This window comes from Citrobacter sp. wls829 (genome assembly GCF_005280825.1).
Classification (GTDB): Bacteria; Pseudomonadota; Gammaproteobacteria; order Enterobacterales; family Enterobacteriaceae; genus Citrobacter; species Citrobacter gillenii.
This window is the reverse complement of record NZ_SZWP01000072.1, coordinates 1-18,962: the sequence shown is the minus strand read 5'-3', so window position 1 is coordinate 18,962 and position 18,962 is coordinate 1. Positions and strand designations below refer to the sequence as shown.

The 18,962-nt window shown below is 54.8% G+C and carries 16 protein-coding genes; 4 read left to right on the top strand and 12 right to left on the bottom strand.

Annotation, left to right across the window (positions count from 1 at the left end; all coding sequences use genetic code 11):
- Positions 1-128: 128 nt before the first annotated feature.
- Complete coding sequence (locus FDW88_RS15820; protein ID WP_115258254.1) at positions 129-1,427, top strand: D-amino acid dehydrogenase; 1,299 nt, start codon at positions 129-131, stop codon at positions 1,425-1,427.
- 12 nt (positions 1,428-1,439) lie between these two features.
- A complete protein-coding gene (gene dadX, locus FDW88_RS15815) occupies positions 1,440-2,510 on the top strand; it encodes a catabolic alanine racemase DadX (protein WP_137362918.1) in 1,071 nt (356 codons plus the stop codon).
- A gap of 103 nt (positions 2,511-2,613) precedes the next feature.
- Here the strand turns inward: dadX and FDW88_RS15810 are convergent, their stop codons facing one another.
- The gene (locus tag FDW88_RS15810; RefSeq protein ID WP_096756736.1) at positions 2,614-4,347 is read right to left on the bottom strand and encodes a potassium/proton antiporter; all 1,734 of its coding nucleotides are present in this window, start codon (positions 4,345-4,347) and stop codon (positions 2,614-2,616) included.
- A 97-nt stretch (positions 4,348-4,444) separates the two neighbouring features.
- Positions 4,445-5,359, bottom strand: coding sequence for a muramoyltetrapeptide carboxypeptidase (gene ldcA, locus FDW88_RS15805; protein WP_137362917.1), 915 nt, complete (start codon positions 5,357-5,359; stop codon positions 4,445-4,447).
- 98 nt (positions 5,360-5,457) lie between these two features.
- Between ldcA and emtA the strand changes: the two genes are divergently transcribed.
- Positions 5,458-6,069: a membrane-bound lytic murein transglycosylase EmtA gene (gene emtA / locus FDW88_RS15800; protein ID WP_096756738.1), complete on the top strand. Its 612-nt coding sequence runs from the start codon at positions 5,458-5,460 to the stop codon at positions 6,067-6,069.
- A gap of 11 nt (positions 6,070-6,080) precedes the next feature.
- Here emtA and FDW88_RS15795 read toward each other — a convergent pair whose 3' ends face one another.
- Entirely contained in the window at positions 6,081-6,815 is a 735-nt protein-coding gene (locus FDW88_RS15795) for a flagellar brake protein (protein WP_115258258.1), read from the bottom strand.
- A 198-nt stretch (positions 6,816-7,013) separates the two neighbouring features.
- Here FDW88_RS15795 and FDW88_RS15790 point away from each other — a divergent pair, with 198 nt between their 5' ends.
- Positions 7,014-7,280, top strand: a complete 267-nt coding sequence (locus tag FDW88_RS15790; RefSeq protein WP_137362916.1) for a GlsB/YeaQ/YmgE family stress response membrane protein — start codon at positions 7,014-7,016, stop codon at positions 7,278-7,280.
- A gap of 11 nt (positions 7,281-7,291) precedes the next feature.
- On the opposite strand, the gene FDW88_RS15785 is transcribed toward FDW88_RS15790, so the two are convergent.
- The 9 genes from FDW88_RS15785 to FDW88_RS15745 form a co-directional block, all read right to left on the bottom strand.
- Positions 7,292-8,980 carry an alpha,alpha-trehalase gene (locus FDW88_RS15785; RefSeq protein WP_137362915.1) on the bottom strand — a complete coding sequence of 563 codons (1,689 nt, stop codon included), beginning with the start codon at positions 8,978-8,980 and terminating at the stop codon, positions 7,292-7,294.
- 171 nt (positions 8,981-9,151) lie between these two features.
- Complete coding sequence (gene dhaM / locus FDW88_RS15780; protein ID WP_137362914.1) at positions 9,152-10,582, bottom strand: dihydroxyacetone kinase phosphoryl donor subunit DhaM; 1,431 nt, start codon at positions 10,580-10,582, stop codon at positions 9,152-9,154.
- A gap of 10 nt (positions 10,583-10,592) precedes the next feature.
- Entirely contained in the window at positions 10,593-11,225 is a 633-nt protein-coding gene (dhaL, locus tag FDW88_RS15775; RefSeq protein ID WP_096756742.1) for a dihydroxyacetone kinase subunit DhaL, read from the bottom strand.
- Positions 11,226-11,236: 11 nt separating this feature from the next.
- A complete protein-coding gene (dhaK, locus tag FDW88_RS15770; RefSeq protein WP_117342921.1) occupies positions 11,237-12,307 on the bottom strand; it encodes a dihydroxyacetone kinase subunit DhaK in 1,071 nt (356 codons plus the stop codon).
- Positions 12,308-12,632: 325 nt separating this feature from the next.
- Positions 12,633-13,907: a Glu/Leu/Phe/Val dehydrogenase gene (locus FDW88_RS15765; protein WP_135911888.1), complete on the bottom strand. Its 1,275-nt coding sequence runs from the start codon at positions 13,905-13,907 to the stop codon at positions 12,633-12,635.
- Positions 13,908-14,225: 318 nt separating this feature from the next.
- Positions 14,226-15,194, bottom strand: coding sequence for a spore coat protein U domain-containing protein (locus FDW88_RS15760; RefSeq protein ID WP_137362913.1), 969 nt, complete (start codon positions 15,192-15,194; stop codon positions 14,226-14,228).
- Between the two features lie 13 nt (positions 15,195-15,207).
- Positions 15,208-17,571 carry a fimbria/pilus outer membrane usher protein gene (locus FDW88_RS15755; RefSeq protein WP_135911890.1) on the bottom strand — a complete coding sequence of 788 codons (2,364 nt, stop codon included), beginning with the start codon at positions 17,569-17,571 and terminating at the stop codon, positions 15,208-15,210.
- The gene (locus tag FDW88_RS15750) at positions 17,543-18,265 is read right to left on the bottom strand and encodes a molecular chaperone (protein WP_135911891.1); all 723 of its coding nucleotides are present in this window, start codon (positions 18,263-18,265) and stop codon (positions 17,543-17,545) included. Before FDW88_RS15750 ends, FDW88_RS15755 begins: the two co-directional genes overlap by 29 nt.
- Positions 18,266-18,279: 14 nt before the next feature.
- Complete coding sequence (locus tag FDW88_RS15745; RefSeq protein WP_135911892.1) at positions 18,280-18,810, bottom strand: spore coat protein U domain-containing protein; 531 nt, start codon at positions 18,808-18,810, stop codon at positions 18,280-18,282.
- Between the last annotated feature and the right edge of the window lie 152 nt (positions 18,811-18,962).

Below are 18,962 nucleotides of genomic sequence, written 5' to 3'. Positions count from 1 at the left end.
GACATCCCTGTCGTTACCGCTATGTGTGAGGTACATCACCATAAAAAAGCCATATGTTGAATAATATTTTCAACTGAGTTATCAAGATGTAATTAGATGATTATTCTTTTACTGTTAACGGAGTGGCTATGCGAGTTGTCATACTGGGAAGTGGTGTCGTTGGCGTGACCAGCGCCTGGTATTTAAGTCAGGCTGGACACGATGTCACCGTCATTGATCGTGAGCCCGGTCCGGCGCTGGAAACCAGTGCGGCGAATGCGGGGCAAATCTCTCCAGGCTATGCAGCACCGTGGGCGGCACCCGGCGTACCGCTAAAAGCGATTAAATGGATGTTTCAACGCCATGCGCCGTTGGCCGTTCGCCTTGACGGCACGCAGTTCCAACTGAAATGGATGTGGCAGATGCTACGCAACTGTGACACCAGTCATTACATGGAAAACAAAGGTCGTATGGTGCGTCTGGCGGAATATAGCCGTGATTGCCTGAAGGCGCTGCGAGCCACTACCGGCATTGAATATGAAGGTCGTCAGGGCGGGACGCTGCAGCTATTCCGTACCGCGCAGCAATATGAGAACGCCACGCGCGACATCGCCGTTCTGGAAGATGCGGGTGTGCCATATCAACTGCTGGAAGCCCATCGCCTCGCGGAAGTGGAACCGGCGCTGGCCGAAGTGGCGCATAAGCTGACCGGCGGGCTGCGTCTACCGAATGACGAAACCGGCGACTGTCAGCTGTTTACCCAACGCCTGGCGCAAATGGCGGAGCTGGCAGGGGTTAAATTCCGCTTCAACACACCGGTTGATAAGCTGCTGAGCGATGGCGAGCAGATTTATGGCGTGCAGTGCGGTGAGGAAATTATCAAAGCCGATGCTTATGTGATGGCGTTTGGCTCTTACTCCACGGCTATGCTGAAAGGGATGGTCGATATTCCGGTTTACCCACTCAAAGGTTATTCGCTGACCATTCCAATCGCGGAGGACGACGGCGCGCCGGTGTCGACTATCCTTGATGAAACCTACAAAATTGCCATTACCCGTTTTGATAACCGTATCCGCGTGGGCGGCATGGCGGAGATCGTGGGCTTCAATACTGAATTATTACAGCCGCGACGTGAAACGCTGGAAATGGTGGTGCGCGATCTCTTCCCGCGCGGAGGGCATGTGGAGCAGGCCACCTTCTGGACCGGGCTGCGGCCGATGACGCCGGACGGCACGCCGGTAGTTGGGCGTACCCGTTTTAAGAACCTGCTGCTCAACACCGGTCACGGTACGCTGGGCTGGACCATGGCCTGCGGATCGGGACAGTTGCTGAGTGATATTCTTTCTGGTCGCACGCCCGCCATCCCTTACGATGACCTGAGCGTGGCGCGTTACAGCCCCGGATTTTCGCCGTCACGTCCACGACATTTACACGGCGCACATAGCTGAGAAGGACGCGAGATGACCCGCCCAATACTGGCCAGCATTGACCTGCAGGCGTTGAAACAAAATTTAGGCATTGCACGGCAGGCCGCACCGGACGCCCGCGTCTGGTCGGTGGTAAAAGCCAATGCTTATGGACATGGCATTGAGCGCGTCTGGAATGCGCTGGGGACCACCGACGGTTTCGCCATGCTGAATCTGGAAGAAGCGATAACGCTGCGCGAGCGTGGCTGGAAAGGCCCGATCTTAATGCTGGAAGGTTTTTTCCACGCCGTCGATCTGACGGTGTATGACCAATATCGTTTAACCACCTGTGTACACAGCAACTGGCAGCTCAAAGCGTTACAAAATGCCCGACTGAACGCTCCGCTGGATGTATACCTGAAGGTTAACAGCGGTATGAACCGTCTGGGCTTTTTGCCTGAGCGGGTGGCAACCGTCTGGCAACAGCTGCGGGCGATGCCGAATGTGGGTGAAATGACGCTGATGTCGCACTTTGCTGATGCCGAACATCCGGACGGTATTCAGGACGCGATGGCGCGTATTGCACAGGCGACGGAAGGGCTTGAATGCCGACGTTCGCTGTCAAACTCCGCCGCCACGCTGTGGCACCCGGAAGCCCATTTCGACTGGGTACGCCCGGGTATTATTTTGTACGGCGCCTCTCCGTCAGGGCAATGGCGGGACATCGCCAACACCGGTCTCAAACCGGTAATGAGCCTGAACAGCGAGGTCATCGGGGTGCAAACGCTGAAGGCCGGTGACAGGGTCGGTTACGGTGGGCGTTACACCGCACGCGGTGAACAACGTATCGGGATTGTGGCGACCGGCTATGCCGATGGATATCCGCGCCATGCACCGAGCGGCACGCCGGTGCTGGTAGACGGTGTCCGTACCGGGACGGTCGGCACGGTGTCGATGGATATGCTGACAGTGGATCTGACGCCATGTCCTCAGGCAGGCATTGGTACGCCGGTAGAGCTGTGGGGCAAAGAGATCAAAATCGACGATGTGGCTACCGCGGCCGGTACGGTGGGGTACGAATTGATGTGCTCGCTGGCGCTGCGCGTACCGGTTGTGACGGTGTAACTTTTGTAAAGTTGCCTGATGGCGCTGCGCTTATCAGGCCTACAATAGCAGTACATTTGTAAGCCGGGTAAGGCGCAGCCGCTACCCGGCAAAAACATCACTATTATTCATCCTCGTCTTCTGCCACGCGAACGCCGACTTTCAGCACCGAATTATCTTCTTTCTCGGCCACAGTCCAGATCATCCCGGCAAATTCGACCTGGTCGCCGACCACCGGTGCGGCGCCTAACAATTGCTGGACGATCTCACCCAGCGTCTGCTGCTTATCGCGATATTCAGTGCCATCTTCCAGCCCGTATATCAGCGCCACGTCGGCGTATTTGGCGCTGGCTTCGAGAATAAAGTCACCAAAGAAACGCTGGTCTAACGCGACCGGCGGCGACTGGCTGAACAGCTTGCCTAATGCGGGAAGATCGCGCTCGCGACCAATAACGCACAGCACGTCACCTTCGCGCAGGCGGGTGCTGCCCGACGGATGAAACAGCACGTTGTCACGAAACAGCGCGGCAATTCGCGTCTCGTCTGGCATATGCAGGTCGCGTAGTGCGGCCCCCACACACCATTTATCGGCACTCAGTTGATAAACAAACTGCTCCCAGGGATTGTCAGGATGAATATCCAGACCAATGCGCGAAACGGGCCAGCCGACCGGTGGAACCACCACTTTGGCTTTTTTGGCAGCCCACGAGAGAGATGTCCCCTGAAACAACAGCGAAATCAGGACGACGAAGAACGCCACGTTAAAGAACAGACGGGCATTATCCAGCCCGGCCATCATCGGGAAGACGGCGAGGATGATCGGCACTGCACCGCGCAGGCCGACCCAACTGATGAAAATGCGCTCACGCAGATTAAAACCCCGGAACGGCAGCAGCCCGGCGAACACCGACAGCGGGCGGGCAACGAAAATCATCCAGGCAGACAAAATCAGCGCCGGAATGGCAATGGGCAGCAGGTCGGACGGCGTCACCAGCAGACCCAGTACCAGGAACATGGCGATTTGCGCCAGCCAGGCCAGGCCGTCAAAGTTTTGTAGAATACCGAACCGGTTGCGAATGGGGCGATTACCCAACAGGAAGCCACACAGGTAGACCGCCAGAATACCGCTGCCTTCCAGCGCGGTGGTGAGGGCAAAAATCAGGATCCCGCCGCTTAACGCCAGCAGTGGATACAATCCGGCAGGCAGCGAAATCCGGTTAATCATTTGCTGGAGCAGATAACCGCCACCCAGACCCAGCGCAATACCCAGACCGAACTGTTGAATAATATGCACCGCGAACATCCAGCTTAAGCCGGTCTCGTGGTTTTGGATCATTTCAATTAGCGTGATGGTCAGAAACACCGCCATCGGGTCATTGCTGCCCGATTCTATTTCCAGCGTCGAGCCGACACGTTCGTTCAGACCCTTCCCACCGAGCAGGGAAAACACCGCCGCGGCGTCGGTTGAGCCAACAATCGCGCCAATCAATAAACCCTCGATGAGATCCAGATGAAACAGCCACGCGGCCATCATGCCGGTTAAGCCGGAGGTGATCAGCACGCCCACGGTCGCCAGTGATAATGCCGGACCGAGCGCTACGCGAAAGGAACTGGCCTGGGTACGCATCCCGCCATCAAGCAGGATAACCGCCAGCGCCAGGTTACTCACCATGTAGGCGAAAGGGTAGTTATCAAAAGGAATACCGCCAATGCCATCTACGCCCGCTAACATACCGATCGCGAGGAATATCACCAGGATCGGGATACCAAGACGTGATGAGAATGAACTGAGTAAGATACTGCAGGTGACGAGAACGGAACCCAAAATAAAAAGGCTAATAATTGCTGCGGCATCCAACGTTCGGTTACTCCTGAATTACGCTGTTTCGTATTAACAAACCCTAACATATTAGCGGCAGAAACAGCGTTTTACTTAGCCCTGTTAGCAGCTTTTTTTACGATTTCAGCACCGGATGCCCGGTTAAGGTGAGCTGGCTGCTATTTTTCACGTTTCGCAGCACCGCTTTTGCCCCGAGCGGGAGCGTGACGGTGCGCTGTTCGTGACCAAAATCGAGACCGCTAATCAACGGTACCGACAGTCTGGCACGCAGAAATGTGCAGACTTCCTCCAGATTGTAGCCAGCGTCGTAATCGTTTGGTGCGCTGCCGCTAAAACTGCCGAGAATAATGGCGTTCTGACGGGCTAAAATGCCCGCGTGGTACAGCTGCAACAGCATGCGCTCGACGCGGAACGGATGCTCATTAATGTCTTCCAGCACCAGAATACCGTTATCAATGGCGGGCATATACGGGGTGCCAATCAGCGAAATGAGCATCGCCAGATTACCGCCCCACAGCGTGCCTTCGGTGGCGCAGTCCGGACCATCACCTTGCCAGTCGATAGTAAATTGCGCATTGCGTAATGCCTGCCAGAAATGGTGTTCGGTAAACGCGTTCATTTCTTCGGCACCAAAATTGGCCGCTAACATCGGGCCGCTGAAGGTAATGACGTTGCCTTGTGCCAGTAGGCCGCACTGGATTGCCGTAAAGTCGCTGTGTCCGCAAATGAGCAGTGGGTCGTGTTGCTGGCGGGCGGTCAGTGCCTGCCAGTCAATAGCATCCAGTAAACGGCTGGCGCCATAGCCGCCGCGCACCGCCAGTACAATGGTATCGGGCGTTTTCAGCTCAACCAATGCATTCACATCCGCTAACCGTTCGGTTTCCGTCCCGGCAAAACGCTGGTAGCGACGTGCAATAACCGCCGAGTTTGTGACCTGATGACCGGCCTCAGTAAGGCGCGAAAGCCCGCGCAATGCCGCTTGCTGGTTGATACAGTAGCCCGAGGGGGCAATTAAGTGAAACCGGGACATGGCATTTCCTTGCTACAACTAAAACCAAATGTATATCATGCCGCGTAGGTATGTCGTTGTCACCTCAGCGACAGGTTCCGGCTATAAGGATAGATGACGTGAAATTGAGATGGTTTGCTTTTTTGGTTGTATTACTTGCGGGCTGTAGTTCAAAACAGGATTACAAAAATCCGCCATGGAATGCTGAAGTTCCGGTTAAACGCGCAATGCAATGGATGCCGATCAGTGAAAAAGCCGGCGCGGCCTGGGGGGTAAGCCCACAATTGATTACGGCCATCATCGCCATTGAATCAGGCGGAAATCCGAATGCGGTCAGTAAATCTAACGCCGTTGGGCTGATGCAGCTCAAAGCCTCTACCTCCGGACGGGATGTCTATCGTCGGATGGGCTGGAGTGGCGAGCCGTCAACCAGTGAGCTGAAAAACCCTGAGCGCAACATCTCAATGGGTGCCGCGTACCTGAATATTCTCGAAACCGGACCATTGGCCGGCATCGAAGACCCACAGGTGATGCAATATGCGCTGGTGGTGTCATATGCCAACGGTGCGGGGGCGTTGCTGCGGACATTCTCCTCCGACAGGAAAAAAGCCATCAACAAAATCAACGATCTCAGTCCGGATGAGTTTATTGAGCATGTGGCTGATAATCATCCGGCGCCGCAGGCTCCGCGTTATATCTGGAAGCTTCAGCAAGCGCTGGATGTGATGTAGTTCGCGTGAGGTTACTCGCGTACCTTGTTGGATTTTTCCCGGGCCTCACGTTCGAGTGAAAAAATAATCCGCTGTAAGTTCCGCTCCACCGCCGGGCTGACGTTGAGAAAACGGAAGCTCAGGCGGGGAGTGGTGATGGTTTCATTTTTCCCGTCGATAACTTTGCGCTCGCTGATGGAAATAAGCTGGGCGTCAACGTGGTACACTCCCCATTGTTCCATGTTGATTTCAACCTGCGAAAAGCGCATGCCCTCCACCAGTCCTTCTGGTTTTGCCTCTTCTAACAGCGCGCCCATCCCGCCGAGCGATAAATCGAACAACCGAAAACGTAAAATGCTGTTGTCCGGCATTTTTGCCGTGCAGTGATAGGGCGGATGCAATGGGGCACCAATACGGAAATATTCCCGGCGCTGGACAAACCACAGTGCGGGCGGCAGCGACGAGATAAATGCCGGCAACCGTTGAAATTCCCCTTTTTTGAGCTGAGGCAGGGTGAACTCGACCTTGGCGCCCTGCGTTTCAGCGATGACAGAGACGTGGTTTGCCCGCTGAACGGCCTGGTTTTCATATTCCTGGCTGCCAAAATCCATAACTAATTCATCCGGGCTCACCGCGAGAATTTTGCTGATGAATTGCCCTCCTGACCAGGAGATTCGCAGGGGGATCTGCTGTGAATTTAAGTCGCGGAGAACGCCTAACACCGCCAATGGATTTTGCTTCAGGAACTGCTCATGGTAGTTGCTCACACCTAATGACTCCTGGATGCCTGGTTTGTCGTTGGATTATCGGCATCGCGCGACAGAACTTAATACAAATGGATGAAATTTTTTATTAAGTCAGCTGAACGCAAGCTGTAGAAAAACGCCGGGCGACGGCTTGCCTATACTTAACGTACTGGCGCAGGAATGGCTTGCGCGTGCGTTCATTGGAAAGAGGGCCTGAAAATGGGAATTATTGCCTGGATTATTTTTGGTCTGATTGCGGGTGTTATCGCTAAACTGCTCATGCCGGGGCGCGATGGCGGAGGATTTATTCTGACCTGTATTCTCGGCATTGTCGGGGCTGTGGTTGGCGGATGGCTGGCAACCATGTTTGGTATCGGGGGAGATATCAGCGGGTTTAATCTGCACAGTTTCCTGGTGGCCGTCGTCGGTGCCATTCTCGTGCTGGGGATTTTCCGGTTGGCTGCGGGGGCCGCCTCTCGTGGCTAATCTGGTGTAATTTATTGCACGGTCTGCGTTGTTTTTTCAGTTACTGGCCGTGTCGACGGGACGCTATCACAGGGTTTTTCTTTGGCGCAAATCAGGTCGAGCATTTTTAAGGTGACGCCATTGGTCCAGCCAAAGCCGTCCTGTAACGGGTACTCGCCACCGCCACCGCCGGTTCCTGTGCTGCTGACGTCGTATTTTTCAACCAGCTTTTTCTCCCGGTCATAGGTATGCTGCACGTTGGTCAGGAAGCGCCAGGTGACCTCCATGGCGACCTTATCCTGGCCGTAGTTTTGTAACCCGGACGCTGCAACCCACTGGAGTGGTGCCCAGCCGTTCGGGGCATCCCACTGTTGACCGCTTTTCACCGACGTTGTGGCCAGACCGCCGGGTTGCAGCAGATGCGCCTGGGTCGCCGCAGCCACCTTGCTGGCGCGATCGTTGGCCGCTGCATTGACATACAGCGGGAACAGGGCGGCGGCGGTCAGTTGATTGCGTACTTTCTGACTTTTTAAATCGTAGTCGGCATACCAGCCCTCTTTATCGTTCCACAGGTAGCTTTCAATCCCTTTTTGTCGCGCATTAGCGAAGCCTTCGTACTGTGTAGCTTTGGCTTCATCCCCTGCGGCTTTGCTGGCAAGCGCAATCATTTTTTCCATCTTGTACAGCAGCGCATTGAGATCGACAGGGACGATGCTGGTGGTGCGCAGGGTGCTTAACTGGTTCGGGTTGTCCATCCAACGTGAGCTAAAATCCCAGCCCGAGGCGGCGGCCGAACGCAGGTCGCGGTAAATGTCGGTGGCCGGACGGTTCGGATTGCTTTTGGCGGTGGCGATATCTTCAACCCAGGACTCGGGTCTTGGCGTATCACGGTCATCCCAGTAGCGGTTTAACACCGTGCCGTCAGCCAGTTTGACTACCCGTTTGTTCTGCTGACCTGGCTTAAGCGTTTCGACGCCCTCCATCCAGTAGCTGTACTCTTTCTGCATCTGCGGCAGGTATTTTTTCAGCGCATCATTACCGTCGTGCTGCGCCAGCAGTTCAACCATAAAGGCGAAGAACGGCGGCTGGGAGCGGCTCAGATAATAGCTGCGGTTACCGTTAGGAATGTGCCCCCAGGCATCAATCTCGTAAGCGAAGTTCGCCACCATGTCGGAGACCTTGTCCCAGTGGTTGCTCTCGGCAAGCCCCAGCATAGTGAAATAGCTGTCCCAGTAATAAATTTCGCGAAAACGCCCGCCGGGCACCACATACGGCTCCGGCAGTGGCAGCAATGAGTCCCATTTTTCCACGTCAGTCGTCGAGCGCGTTAGCACCGGCCACCGCCCGTCGATATGCTCACGCAGCGACTGCCCGGCGGGCGGTACGTATTTCTCACCCTCTTTGGGCAGCGTAAAATTCACACCGACGAAATGACGAAGATCGAAGCCGGACTGGTTTTTTTGCATCCGATAATCAGCAAGGATCATCAGCGGATCGCTATTGGGCACTGCATCGGCAAAGGTTTTCTGATCCGGGAACAGCTTGGCGGTTTGCACATCATTAAACAGAGGGCCGAGCAGGATATCAGGGGGCTGCGGCGTTGCGGCGGGCTGTTCCTCGGCGTGGGCGCCGAATGAAGCAAGGGCCAAAAGGGTACTTGCGAGCGTGAGTTTTACTGTAACAGAGAGCTGGCCAGGATGGCGAATTGCTGGCGTTATCATCGGGTAATCTCCTTAGCGGCGTGCCGAAGTTGCGGCATTTACCATGAGAAAACCTTAGTCCAGGATCGACCGTTACGCGTTATAGGGACCCTATTTTGCGAACAAACAGACGTTTCTGCACGTGATGTGAAAGCTGCACGCCCTTTGTGATAACAGGACGTGCAGCGGCGTTTAGCCCACGCGGATGACCTGATGTGCCGCGCAGTCAAGGGTCAGGGTGTCCCCCATTTTGATGGCGTCGAGCGCCTCACCCTGCTGGCATACCCAGCCGATCCCCATCTCGCGGGCAATGATTGCCGAATGGGACGCCTCGCTGCCCGCGCGCAAACAGATGCCTTTGATGGTCAGCGGATCCAACTGCAGTACGGTGGACGGGTAAATGACGTCTGCCACCAGGATTGTCGGGCGAATAAAGGTCGGGATTTGAGCGGGTATTCCGGTCAAATGCCGAAGCGAGCGGTACAGTAAATCGTCAATATCGATATACCGCGCCTGCAAATAGGGGTCGTCGAGCTGGAGATACTGCTGACTCAGGTCGCTCAATACCGTATGCCAGGCATGTTCGGCGCGACACTGTTTTTCGCGCATGATAGCGCAGGCCATGTCATATAACTCGGTATCGTCCAGCAGCGTGTGGTGGCCGGAGAAAATCGCGGCGATATCGGCGGAGTATTTCTCTTCGGCAAGCGCTGTTAAACAGTTCAGATCCTCCAGCGTATTGCGGATTGCCGCCTGTAACCGCTGCTGTTCGTACGGTAAATCGGTGGCAGGCTGCGGGGCTACCTCTGCGGCGACCGGCGTATAGCAAAAGGCCATCCCCGTTGCTTGTATCGGCGCTGAGTTGGTGATGCCGCCGGTATGTGGTTGTTCAACGGACTCACCAAAGTTCTGCGCAGCCAGCTGTTTGAATGCCGCCAGCGCGTCGTCGGCCTGTTCACCTTTGGCAATTAAGCGCAGCGTGTCATTACAACGCACCTGCAGCAGCGCGATTTGGTTCAGGCTGTCCGGGACCACGCACTTACCGTTTTTCTCAAGCAGCATGTCGGCGCGAAAGCCAGACAACGTGGAGACCAGCCGTGACGCCGGGCGAACGTGGATGCCGTTGGGGTTTTTGACCACCACGGCAACAGAGCGGGCCTCGTCATCAGCAGAGAGGCCTTCCGGCGAGGTCACGACCGGGGACGACGGTGGTAAACCCAGTTGCGAATATTTGGCATCGAGGGCGCTCATGGCATCGCGAATGACGCGGTCGATATCGGCACCTGCTGCGGCGCTGACCGTTGCGGCCAGGGTGCCTTCTACCAGCGGAGCTGCGCACAAGCGTACCTTCGCGGCGATCGTCGGATCGAGCAGTTCCAGGGCGGTTTCCGCACTTAATAACGCGCTGCCGATATCCATCATCACCAGCACGTGATCCGTGTCCGCGACGGACTCAATGGCTTCCATCACTTTAATTGGATCGGTGCCGATAGGATTATCGGGATCGTCAATGCCCGCGGCGATCGCGAGTTTGCACCCTTCGCCCATTAACATCTGTCGGGCTAACTCGCCGACGCCTGCGCCCAACTGCGCGCTATGAGACACAATAACCAGGTTTACCATCGCTTTATCCTTACTCTCTGGCGGCCTGAGCCAGCATTTGCATCATAAACATCACCGACGTTGCGCCGGGATCCTGATGCCCGATACTGCGCTCACCCAGATAGCTGGCACGACCTTTACGTGCCTGCATGGTGATGGTGCTTTGTGCAGCCGCTTCTGCTTGTTGACTCGCCGCGTCCAGCGCCGCCTGTACACTCAGTTTTTGTTCGCAGGACTGACGTAGCGACTCGACCACCGGCACCCAGACATCACACATGGTTTTGTCACCAGGCTCGGCTTTACCTCGGCTAATCACGCCTTCTGCGCCATCGCGCATCATTTGATACAGCTCGTCCAGCGTCAGGCTCTGATGGGCCTGAGTCACCTGTGCGGCGCGGATGAAGAAGGTACCGAACAGCGGACCGCTGGCCCCGCCGACGCTGGAAAGCAGCACCATGCCGGTGTTTTTCAAAATGAAACCGATGTCTTTATCCGCAATGGACGGCAGTTTTTCGACCACTTTACTGAAGCCACGGTGCATATTCAGGCCGTGGTCGGCGTCGCCAATTTCCCGGTCCAGACCGGTCAGAAAATCACTTTCGGTGGTAAATATTTCACCGCAGCGATAAAGCCAGTTAACGATTTGTGTTCTGTTGAGGGACATTATGAATCTCCTTATTTACCCCAGTTGAGAGCAGGGGTGTGTACCGGTGCATCCCACAGGTTCAGCGTTTCGTCATCGACCTTTAACAGGGTGATGGAGAAACCGGTCATATCCAGAGAGGTACAGTAAGAGCCAATCAGATTGCGTTCGATGATGATACCCGCATCCTGACAGCGTCTTTCAAGACGGTTATAGACGCCGAACAGCTCGGATAGCGGCGTTGCGCCAAGGTTATTGACCAGCGCAATGACGCGGTCGCCCTGTTGCAGCGCTTGTTTGGTTTCTTTACCTTCCTGCCAGGCACCCTGGATGTTGTCCCAGTGGCGCAGCGTACGGCTGTAGTGACCGTTTTCCAGCAGGGTGTCGAACATTTCATCCACGGTCTGGTCGAGGGAAGAGAAGGCGCGTCGGTCGATCCCCGGCTCCCCATGAATGCCGACGCCAAACTCCATTTCGTTATCCTGCAGCGTAAACGAAGGTTGCCCTGCGGCTGGGACAGTACAGGCGCCGATAGCAATGCCGATAGAGTGACCGAGGTTATTCAGTTTGCGACCCAATGCGGCACACGCTTCCAGCGAGTCTCCGCGCTCGGCAGCCGCGCCGACCAGTTTTTCAATCAGCACGGTATTCGCAACACCGCGACGTCCGGCGGTATACAGGCTATCTTTTACCGCTACGTCGTCGTCAACAACCATGGTCGTGACCTTGACGCCGCTTTCGTGCAACAGCTCGGTAGCGGTTTCAAAATTCAGAATGTCACCGGTGTAATTTTTGATGATTAGCAGCACGCCTTCGCCACCGTCAATTTGCATGGCGCATTCGAACATTTTGTCCGGGGTTGGCGAGGTGAAAATCTCCCCCGGACAGGCACCGGAAAGCATGCCCTGACCAATATAGCCGCAGTGCATTGGTTCATGCCCGCTGCCGCCACCTGAAAGTAGCGCCACTTTACCCATCACCGGCGCGTCAGCACGAGTGACGTATACCGGGTCCTGATGCAGCGCCAGAGAAGGGTAGGCTTTTGCCAGCCCGGCGAGTTGTTCATTCAGTACGTCTTCAACACGGTTGATCAATTTTTTCATTTTTATGCTCCGTAGACAGTCCTGAGATGGCTGCAAAAAACGGCAGACATCTGGTGTAGGGTATCGGTGATGTACAGCGCCACGGCGACCTCTCGCTGCCGATAAGGTAATTTTGCATATGGGTTGTCAAAAGAAAATTGCCGTAATGAGCGTTTCAATACGGAACATCTTCGCTGATAAATGTTCCGTATTGAAACGTAGTGGTGCATAAAACAGCGGAAATGAGAGATGCGGCAGGTTTAGCGCAAAACGCCTGAGCGTGGGGAGGAGAAGTAAAAACCACCTGCACTGCAGGTGGTTTTGTTCGCAAGAGCGGAGTCCGGTCTTAGCCCGGATAGATACCACGATCTTTACGCGCCAGCAGAATACGCTCACAGGCGACAATGTAGGCGGCAGTACGCAGAGAGCAGGATTTCTCCGCGGCTTTTTCCCACACGTGGACCATTGCGTCGGTCATGATCTTATCCATGCGCGCGTTGATCTCTTCTTCGCTCCAGAAGAAGCTTGCCATGTCCTGCACCCATTCAAAGTAGCTGACGGTAACGCCGCCGGCGTTACAGACCACGTCAGGTACCACAACGATACCGCGGCTGGCCAGTACGTCATCGGCATCCGGGTAGGTTGGGCCGTTTGCGCCTTCGAGCACCAGCTTACAGGTCAGCGTCTCCGCGCGATGACGGGTGATCTGGCCTTCAAGCGCAGCCGGGATCAGAATATCCATCTCCACGCTCCAGAACGCTTCGCTGGCAATGGTTTCAGCACCCGGGAAACCGGCAATTTGTTTGTGCTCTAACTGCCATGCAGTCAGCGCAATCATGTCGATCCCGGTGGTATTAAACAGGGTGGCGGTATGATCCTGAATAGCGACCACGCGTGCACCCGCACCGGCGAACAGGCGAGCTGCTTCACTCCCCACGTTACCAAAACCTTGCACCGCCACGCGAGCGCCTTCAACGGCGATGTTGGCACGGCGCGCTACTTCCAGACCGCTGACGAATACGCCGCGACCGGTGGCTTTATCACGACCCAGAGAGCCGCCAAGATGGATTGGTTTACCGGTGACCACGCTGGTCACGGTAGTGCCGTGGTTCATGGAGTAAGTATCCATCATCCACGCCATGACTTTCCCGTTGGTACCGACATCCGGGGCAGGAATATCTTTCTGCGGTCCGATGATAATGCCGATTTCACTGGTATAGCGGCGGGTCAAACGCTCCAGTTCGCCTTCAGACAACGAGAAAGGATCGACGCGAACGCCACCTTTCGCACCGCCATATGGCAGGTTAAGCGCGGCGCATTTGATGGTCATCCACGCAGAAAGAGCCATCACTTCGTTAAGATCAACATCAGGATGATAACGCACGCCGCCTTTACCTGGGCCTCGGGAGAGGTTGTGCTGCACGCGGTATCCCTCGAAATGGCGGATGGTACCGTCATCCATTTGCACCGGGATATCGACAATCAATGCGCGTTTTGGGTGACGCAGGGTATCCACCCAGTGGGAAAGTTCACCCAAGTACGGGGCCACACGCTCGATTTGTTGCAGGTAGGTATTCCAGGCAGATGTGCTGCTATCTGAAGCGTAAGATAACTTATCCATGATAAACCTTAGTTATAAAAGTAATATGTGCTTAATTTCGCCGTGGTATACAGTGGATCTCACCATATAAACGTAAATTTAACATTTTTTTCAAACAACGGCCTGCCTTCAGGGCTCGGATTGTCATATCTGTGGGTTAGGTTTTTAGTTGGAATGTGAATAATTATCCGGGATTTACAGGGTTTTTGGCGGTTTTTCTGATAATAAACCAATTGCAGTGCATAAGATGTGCGGCTTGCTATTTGTCAGATTTATGACGCACCTCTAAAAGTAAAGAATATGATAATAAATTGTATTTTCCTTATTGCATTTCTGCTCTCAGTAGGTCACCGAGATGGTCACCGTATCGGCATAGTTATCAGGGGTAAAATTGCTGCTCGGAACGGTGGCATACACCGGATAATCGGTGGTTAACCCCGTACCTGTGCCTGCTACTGCATTAAGCGACGTATTTCCCCAGATAGTCCCCGTCGGGCCAGGTGTTGAACTTAGCTGATACGGCACTTTATCCTGATTGTCCCCGGTTCCTTTCAATACACCATAACCTGATGTATTCCCATTGGAAGGCTGCAATCCAATGGTATAGGGAGTGTTATTGGTGCAGGCGACCCCGAGTGCACTGCTTGCCGTGACGTTGCGGTCAGTGGCTTTAGACGGGTTAAAGGTAATGTTATTGGCGTAGCCGATCGCACACTGTTTTGTGACGTTGGCCGAGATGGTGAAGGGTAGCCTGGCGGCGACGGTATCACCACAGGTCGTGGGTGGCAAAACCAGACCGGGATTGAGCGTCACCAGAGCTGTTGCCGTCGTATAGCTATCCTGATAGTTTCCCGGCACGGCGGTCGTTTGCGGGGTGTTGAGCTTTGCGTACACCGTCAGCGTACCGGTCACCGGTGTCAGGTTAAGTAAGTTGAGCTTTACCATCGGGAAGGTGGCGCCCGACTGATACTGACTTCCCCATATTTTGCTATGTCCCGCGTCCTGGTACAGCTGATAGGTCAGCGTTCTGGCTGGCGTACCACTCAATGACATATTCCTGGTGGTGACCTGGCCGCTGACGCCGGAGATGCCAATATTAAAGCACAGATTAATCCCCGCCAGCACGTCACCCAGCTCTTTAGCACAGCTGTAGTTAAAGGTCATCGCGGATGTTACAGCTGACGTTGGCAGTGGATTGACGGCGCCAAAATTAACCGGCTGCACGTTGCTTACCGAACAGGTGACCGCGTAAACGAATCCTGGGTTTACGAGTAATCCGCTAATCAGGGTCAGATTTCTTAGCCACATAAAATTACTCCTTTTATCGGCATACCAGTGGGCCAATTTGCACGATGCCTCGCGCTGAGGCCGGGTAGTCAAATTTGACGCTGCAGGTACCGGTTTCTGTCTTAATACGCAGAGCGTTGTGCTGTTCCAACGTGTCGAACCAGGTCATCCCGTCAAACCCAACAAGTGATGACTGGCCCGCGCCAGTGGTGGCAATGGCCATGCTGCCTTCGGGGATAGCCTGCCCCTGTTCATCGACGAGGATCACCTGCGCGGCGCGTACTGGCGTAATGCCAAAACTGACCAGCGTGCCGGAACGGTCTGCAGGGGTGGCATTCGCCTCGACGTGGGTGATGCGCATATTGGCGGGCAGGTCCATCGGGTCAATGCTGATCTGGTTTTTTTGATAGCTGTTCAGGGAGGTAACCAGCAGCAGGCCATTGTCATCACTGCTGCCGATCACGTTGTTTTGTAGCTTGATGGGAACGTCGGGAATGCCGTCGGTCGACACCACGGCAAAGCCATTGCTAATTTCACGCGCGGCAAACAGGCCGCCGCCCATCATCACCACGGACCCGGTCGCACCGGCATAGCCATAGTGGTTATCCGGCAATTGGCTGAAGCCGGTGTACGCTTTCCCGTAACGGCCTAAATAACCTACTTCCCCCTGGCCGCTTTGTTGAGATGCTTGCTGGCTGGCGGCGATGTTCCAGCCCCAGCCCCCGTCAGATGGCGGCGTCTGGCTGGCATTCAACTGGTAGCCGGTTTCGTCATTCGTACGCTGGATGGTGCTGCTGACGCTCAGATTACGAGGAGTGGTGACGGTCACCATCAGGTAGACGCTGCGGTCGCGGTTGTCATCAACGTTCTGGTTGAACCCTGCGTTAAGGGACACGGTATCAGTAAGGGACTTGTACCAACTGGCGTTGGCATAGCGCACGGCGCTTTCATGCGGGTAGCGAAATTGCAGGTAGCTCAGGCTGATATTTCCGGCGGACGCCAGCGAATAGCCCACCACCGTGTTGCTGCTCAGCGTCGGTGGTGGTTCGCCATAATGGGTCGCCACATCACGATAATCGCCGGAGGTGGCGGTAGTACTGGTGCTGAAATTGAATTTCTCTCCGGACCAGCGGTATCCTACGCTGTATAAAAAACCGTTTTTCCCGGCGTCCGCACTTGCCGCCAATGCCGTAGTGAATGTGCCGCTGTGGATATCTGGGATCCAGTCGTTGCTGAAACCGGCATTAATCAGCCCGTCGCTGGTTTCGGCGTGCGCACCTGCGGTGAAGTTACTGCTGAATCCCCGACGCCATGTCCCGCTGATCGCCGGGGCGCTGGCATACTCAAATGAGGCGTACCCGTAGTTTTCGCGCACCACCCCAATCTCGGCTGACCACGAGGTCAGACCTTCGCGCAGCAGCTGTTGATCGTTGTAAAAAGAGAAATTTTGCACCGTCGTTCTGCCCAGCGCATCTGTCATCATCACTTGACCCGTCCCCGCACCGCTGATATTTGGCAAGGTGTTGATCTGAAAACTGCCCGCCGGGACTTCACCGTTGTAGTACCTGACCCCGTCGACATACAACTCTACGTTGGACGGCAACGTTGCGGAGCCGAGATACGCGGGAAGCGGGGTGGTTGGCATATACGGCTGCAAACCAAAGTCGGTCCCAATTTGAATCCCGCCGATGCGGGTTGGGCGGGAGCCGGTGAGTGAACTGGTCAGCGTATCCCCCACGGTCAGTGCCAGCATCGTTTCCGGGAATGATGAGCGCCAGCTGGTATCCAGTCGGTAAAAGGCGTTATCGGCATCGGTTTCAGTGGAGTACTGGGTAAGTTGAGTGGTACTTAACACCCCTGAACCATTAAAAGCGCGCAGTTCGCTAAACGTATTAATGCTGCTGGCGTCACCCTGCTCTGTGTAAATATCATAATTGAGCAACGCGCCGCCCGCGGAGGAGGCCATCGGGGCAGTTTCTGCGGGTGGGTTAAGCTGGGTGGTGGCAAGGTCGAGTTCACTTAGTGGTACGGTTAGCGCCAGCGTTTGCAGTTGTTTATTGTAGTCAACGTTCAGCTGCGCAATATCATACAGCCCGACAGGCTGAGTAGTTTCCTCTGGTAGACGAAAACCCAGCGTGCGTAGGGTATTGGCACTGGCGTACAGCTTTTCGTTTTCATAGCCAAAATGAACCAATCCAGCGGCATTGCCGTTGACCGTCACGTCGAGATACAAATCGACTCCGGGCAAGGGGGACTCATCACGAATAATGCCCGTGTCCGTTGGGGTGTTTGTCTGTGCGTGCACGCAGGCCATTCCCGAGAGTAAGGCCCCATTAAGTACGCCATATTTCACCACAAGCCAGAGCCAGTCAGAGTTCTTGTACTGTTTTTTGGCCATTGACCGTGACTTCAACTTTTCCGCCGTAATGAGTATCACTGGCTGACGGGGAGACTATCCACCGCATCGTTGAACCTGGAAGAACGTAGCCTAGCAGTCCTGGACTGATCACTTTTTTCGCGCCATTACGTTGTATAAATGTGGCGGCGGATAATTGGGCATGAGCGTTTCCCTGATTACTGACTTCAAGAAAGTGTTTGCCGTCACGCTGTTGCAGTTTCCACTGTAATTTTGCCGCTGTGTCAGCCTGCGTTGTGGGTTGAATAAACACGGGCACGGAATAATGCATCACAAATTGCAGTTTATTTTTTTGTAATTTTGCAGGGGGTAATTCATCAATGGATAAGCGATAGGCCTCTTCAACAGACGCCGATGGCGGCGCGGTTCGAATCACGCGGATGAGCTGGCGTTCACCCGGGGCTAATGCCAGCATGGGTGGACTGATGACCAGTCCCTGAGAGGGTGACAACGTATCGCCGTCTGCTCCCTGACGCCAGTGGAAAACGCGCACCTGCGCATTCAGCACGTTTTCACCTGCGTTGCTTAACCAGATACCGTCGGCATTTTGCGTCGCCTGCAGTGTCAGCGTAACCGGCGCTATTTGCAGCCCGCTTGCCGCCGCGATATTAATGCTCATGGCTATTCCTGACAGACACGCGAAGGCGCACCGCTGCACAGGCAGTTTCAATGTCATGGGTCGTCCTGAGGTTAGTAGTTAACGTTAACCGTTACGAGATCGGCATAGTCATCAGGCGTGAAGTTGGCGCTCGGAGCGGTGGCATACACAGTGAAGCTTTGTCCCAGCCCGGTTCCGGTCGAGGCCACCCCATTTCCCACGCTTTCCGCAGTGGCTGTATTACCCCAAACCGGACCCGTTGCAGACGTTTGGTTCAACTGGTACGGCACTTTATCCGTGTTGGTTGCTGCGTTGGTCACCGAGGACATTGCCCCTCTGCCCGTGGTATTCCCCCCGTTAGCGACTGAAGGTGCCAGACCTATAAAATAAGGTGTCGTCTTGGAGCAATTAATGGAAATGGTATTACTGGCCGATGTATTTGTCGCAGTGGCATTGACCGATCCCAGGGCAATATTTGACCCTGAACCTGCGGTAACGGTACAGGCTTTTTGAATCGTCATCAGCACCTGAAACGTGCCGTTTGCGGTGACAGCATCAGCCGCTGAAATGATGGAAAAGGCGCTGCAACAAAGAATTAAGCGAGTGACAATAACTGGAGCCATATTCTTTACCTTTTTCAAATAACCACATTTTTTACTTTAAAAATACAATAATGCGGCATATGGAGACATATTCTAACCCTAGGATAAGTATGAGTCGTGCGCCAGTTGGTCTAATGAATTTTACTTAGGGAAGGTGCGAATAAGCAGGTCAT

What these genes read in the sequence shown, in the direction of transcription:
- FDW88_RS15745 (WP_135911892.1), bottom strand. Translation starts at nt 18,810, where the DNA reads ATGGCTCCAGTTATTGTCACTCGCTTAATTCTTTGTTGCAGCGCCTTT.
- FDW88_RS15765 (WP_135911888.1), bottom strand. Translation starts at nt 13,907, where the DNA reads ATGGATAAGTTATCTTACGCTTCAGATAGCAGCACATCTGCCTGGAAT.
- FDW88_RS15820 (WP_115258254.1), top strand. Translation starts at nt 129, where the DNA reads ATGCGAGTTGTCATACTGGGAAGTGGTGTCGTTGGCGTGACCAGCGCC.
- dadX (WP_137362918.1), top strand. Translation starts at nt 1,440, where the DNA reads ATGACCCGCCCAATACTGGCCAGCATTGACCTGCAGGCGTTGAAACAA.
- dhaK (WP_117342921.1), bottom strand. Translation starts at nt 12,307, where the DNA reads ATGAAAAAATTGATCAACCGTGTTGAAGACGTACTGAATGAACAACTC.
- dhaL (WP_096756742.1), bottom strand. Translation starts at nt 11,225, where the DNA reads ATGTCCCTCAACAGAACACAAATCGTTAACTGGCTTTATCGCTGCGGT.
- ldcA (WP_137362917.1), bottom strand. Translation starts at nt 5,359, where the DNA reads ATGTCCCGGTTTCACTTAATTGCCCCCTCGGGCTACTGTATCAACCAG.
- FDW88_RS15755 (WP_135911890.1), bottom strand. Translation starts at nt 17,571, where the DNA reads ATGGCCAAAAAACAGTACAAGAACTCTGACTGGCTCTGGCTTGTGGTG.
- FDW88_RS15785 (WP_137362915.1), bottom strand. Translation starts at nt 8,980, where the DNA reads ATGATAACGCCAGCAATTCGCCATCCTGGCCAGCTCTCTGTTACAGTA.
- FDW88_RS15790 (WP_137362916.1), top strand. Translation starts at nt 7,014, where the DNA reads ATGGGAATTATTGCCTGGATTATTTTTGGTCTGATTGCGGGTGTTATC.
- FDW88_RS15760 (WP_137362913.1), bottom strand. Translation starts at nt 15,194, where the DNA reads ATGTGGCTAAGAAATCTGACCCTGATTAGCGGATTACTCGTAAACCCA.
- FDW88_RS15750 (WP_135911891.1), bottom strand. Translation starts at nt 18,265, where the DNA reads ATGACATTGAAACTGCCTGTGCAGCGGTGCGCCTTCGCGTGTCTGTCA.
- dhaM (WP_137362914.1), bottom strand. Translation starts at nt 10,582, where the DNA reads ATGGTAAACCTGGTTATTGTGTCTCATAGCGCGCAGTTGGGCGCAGGC.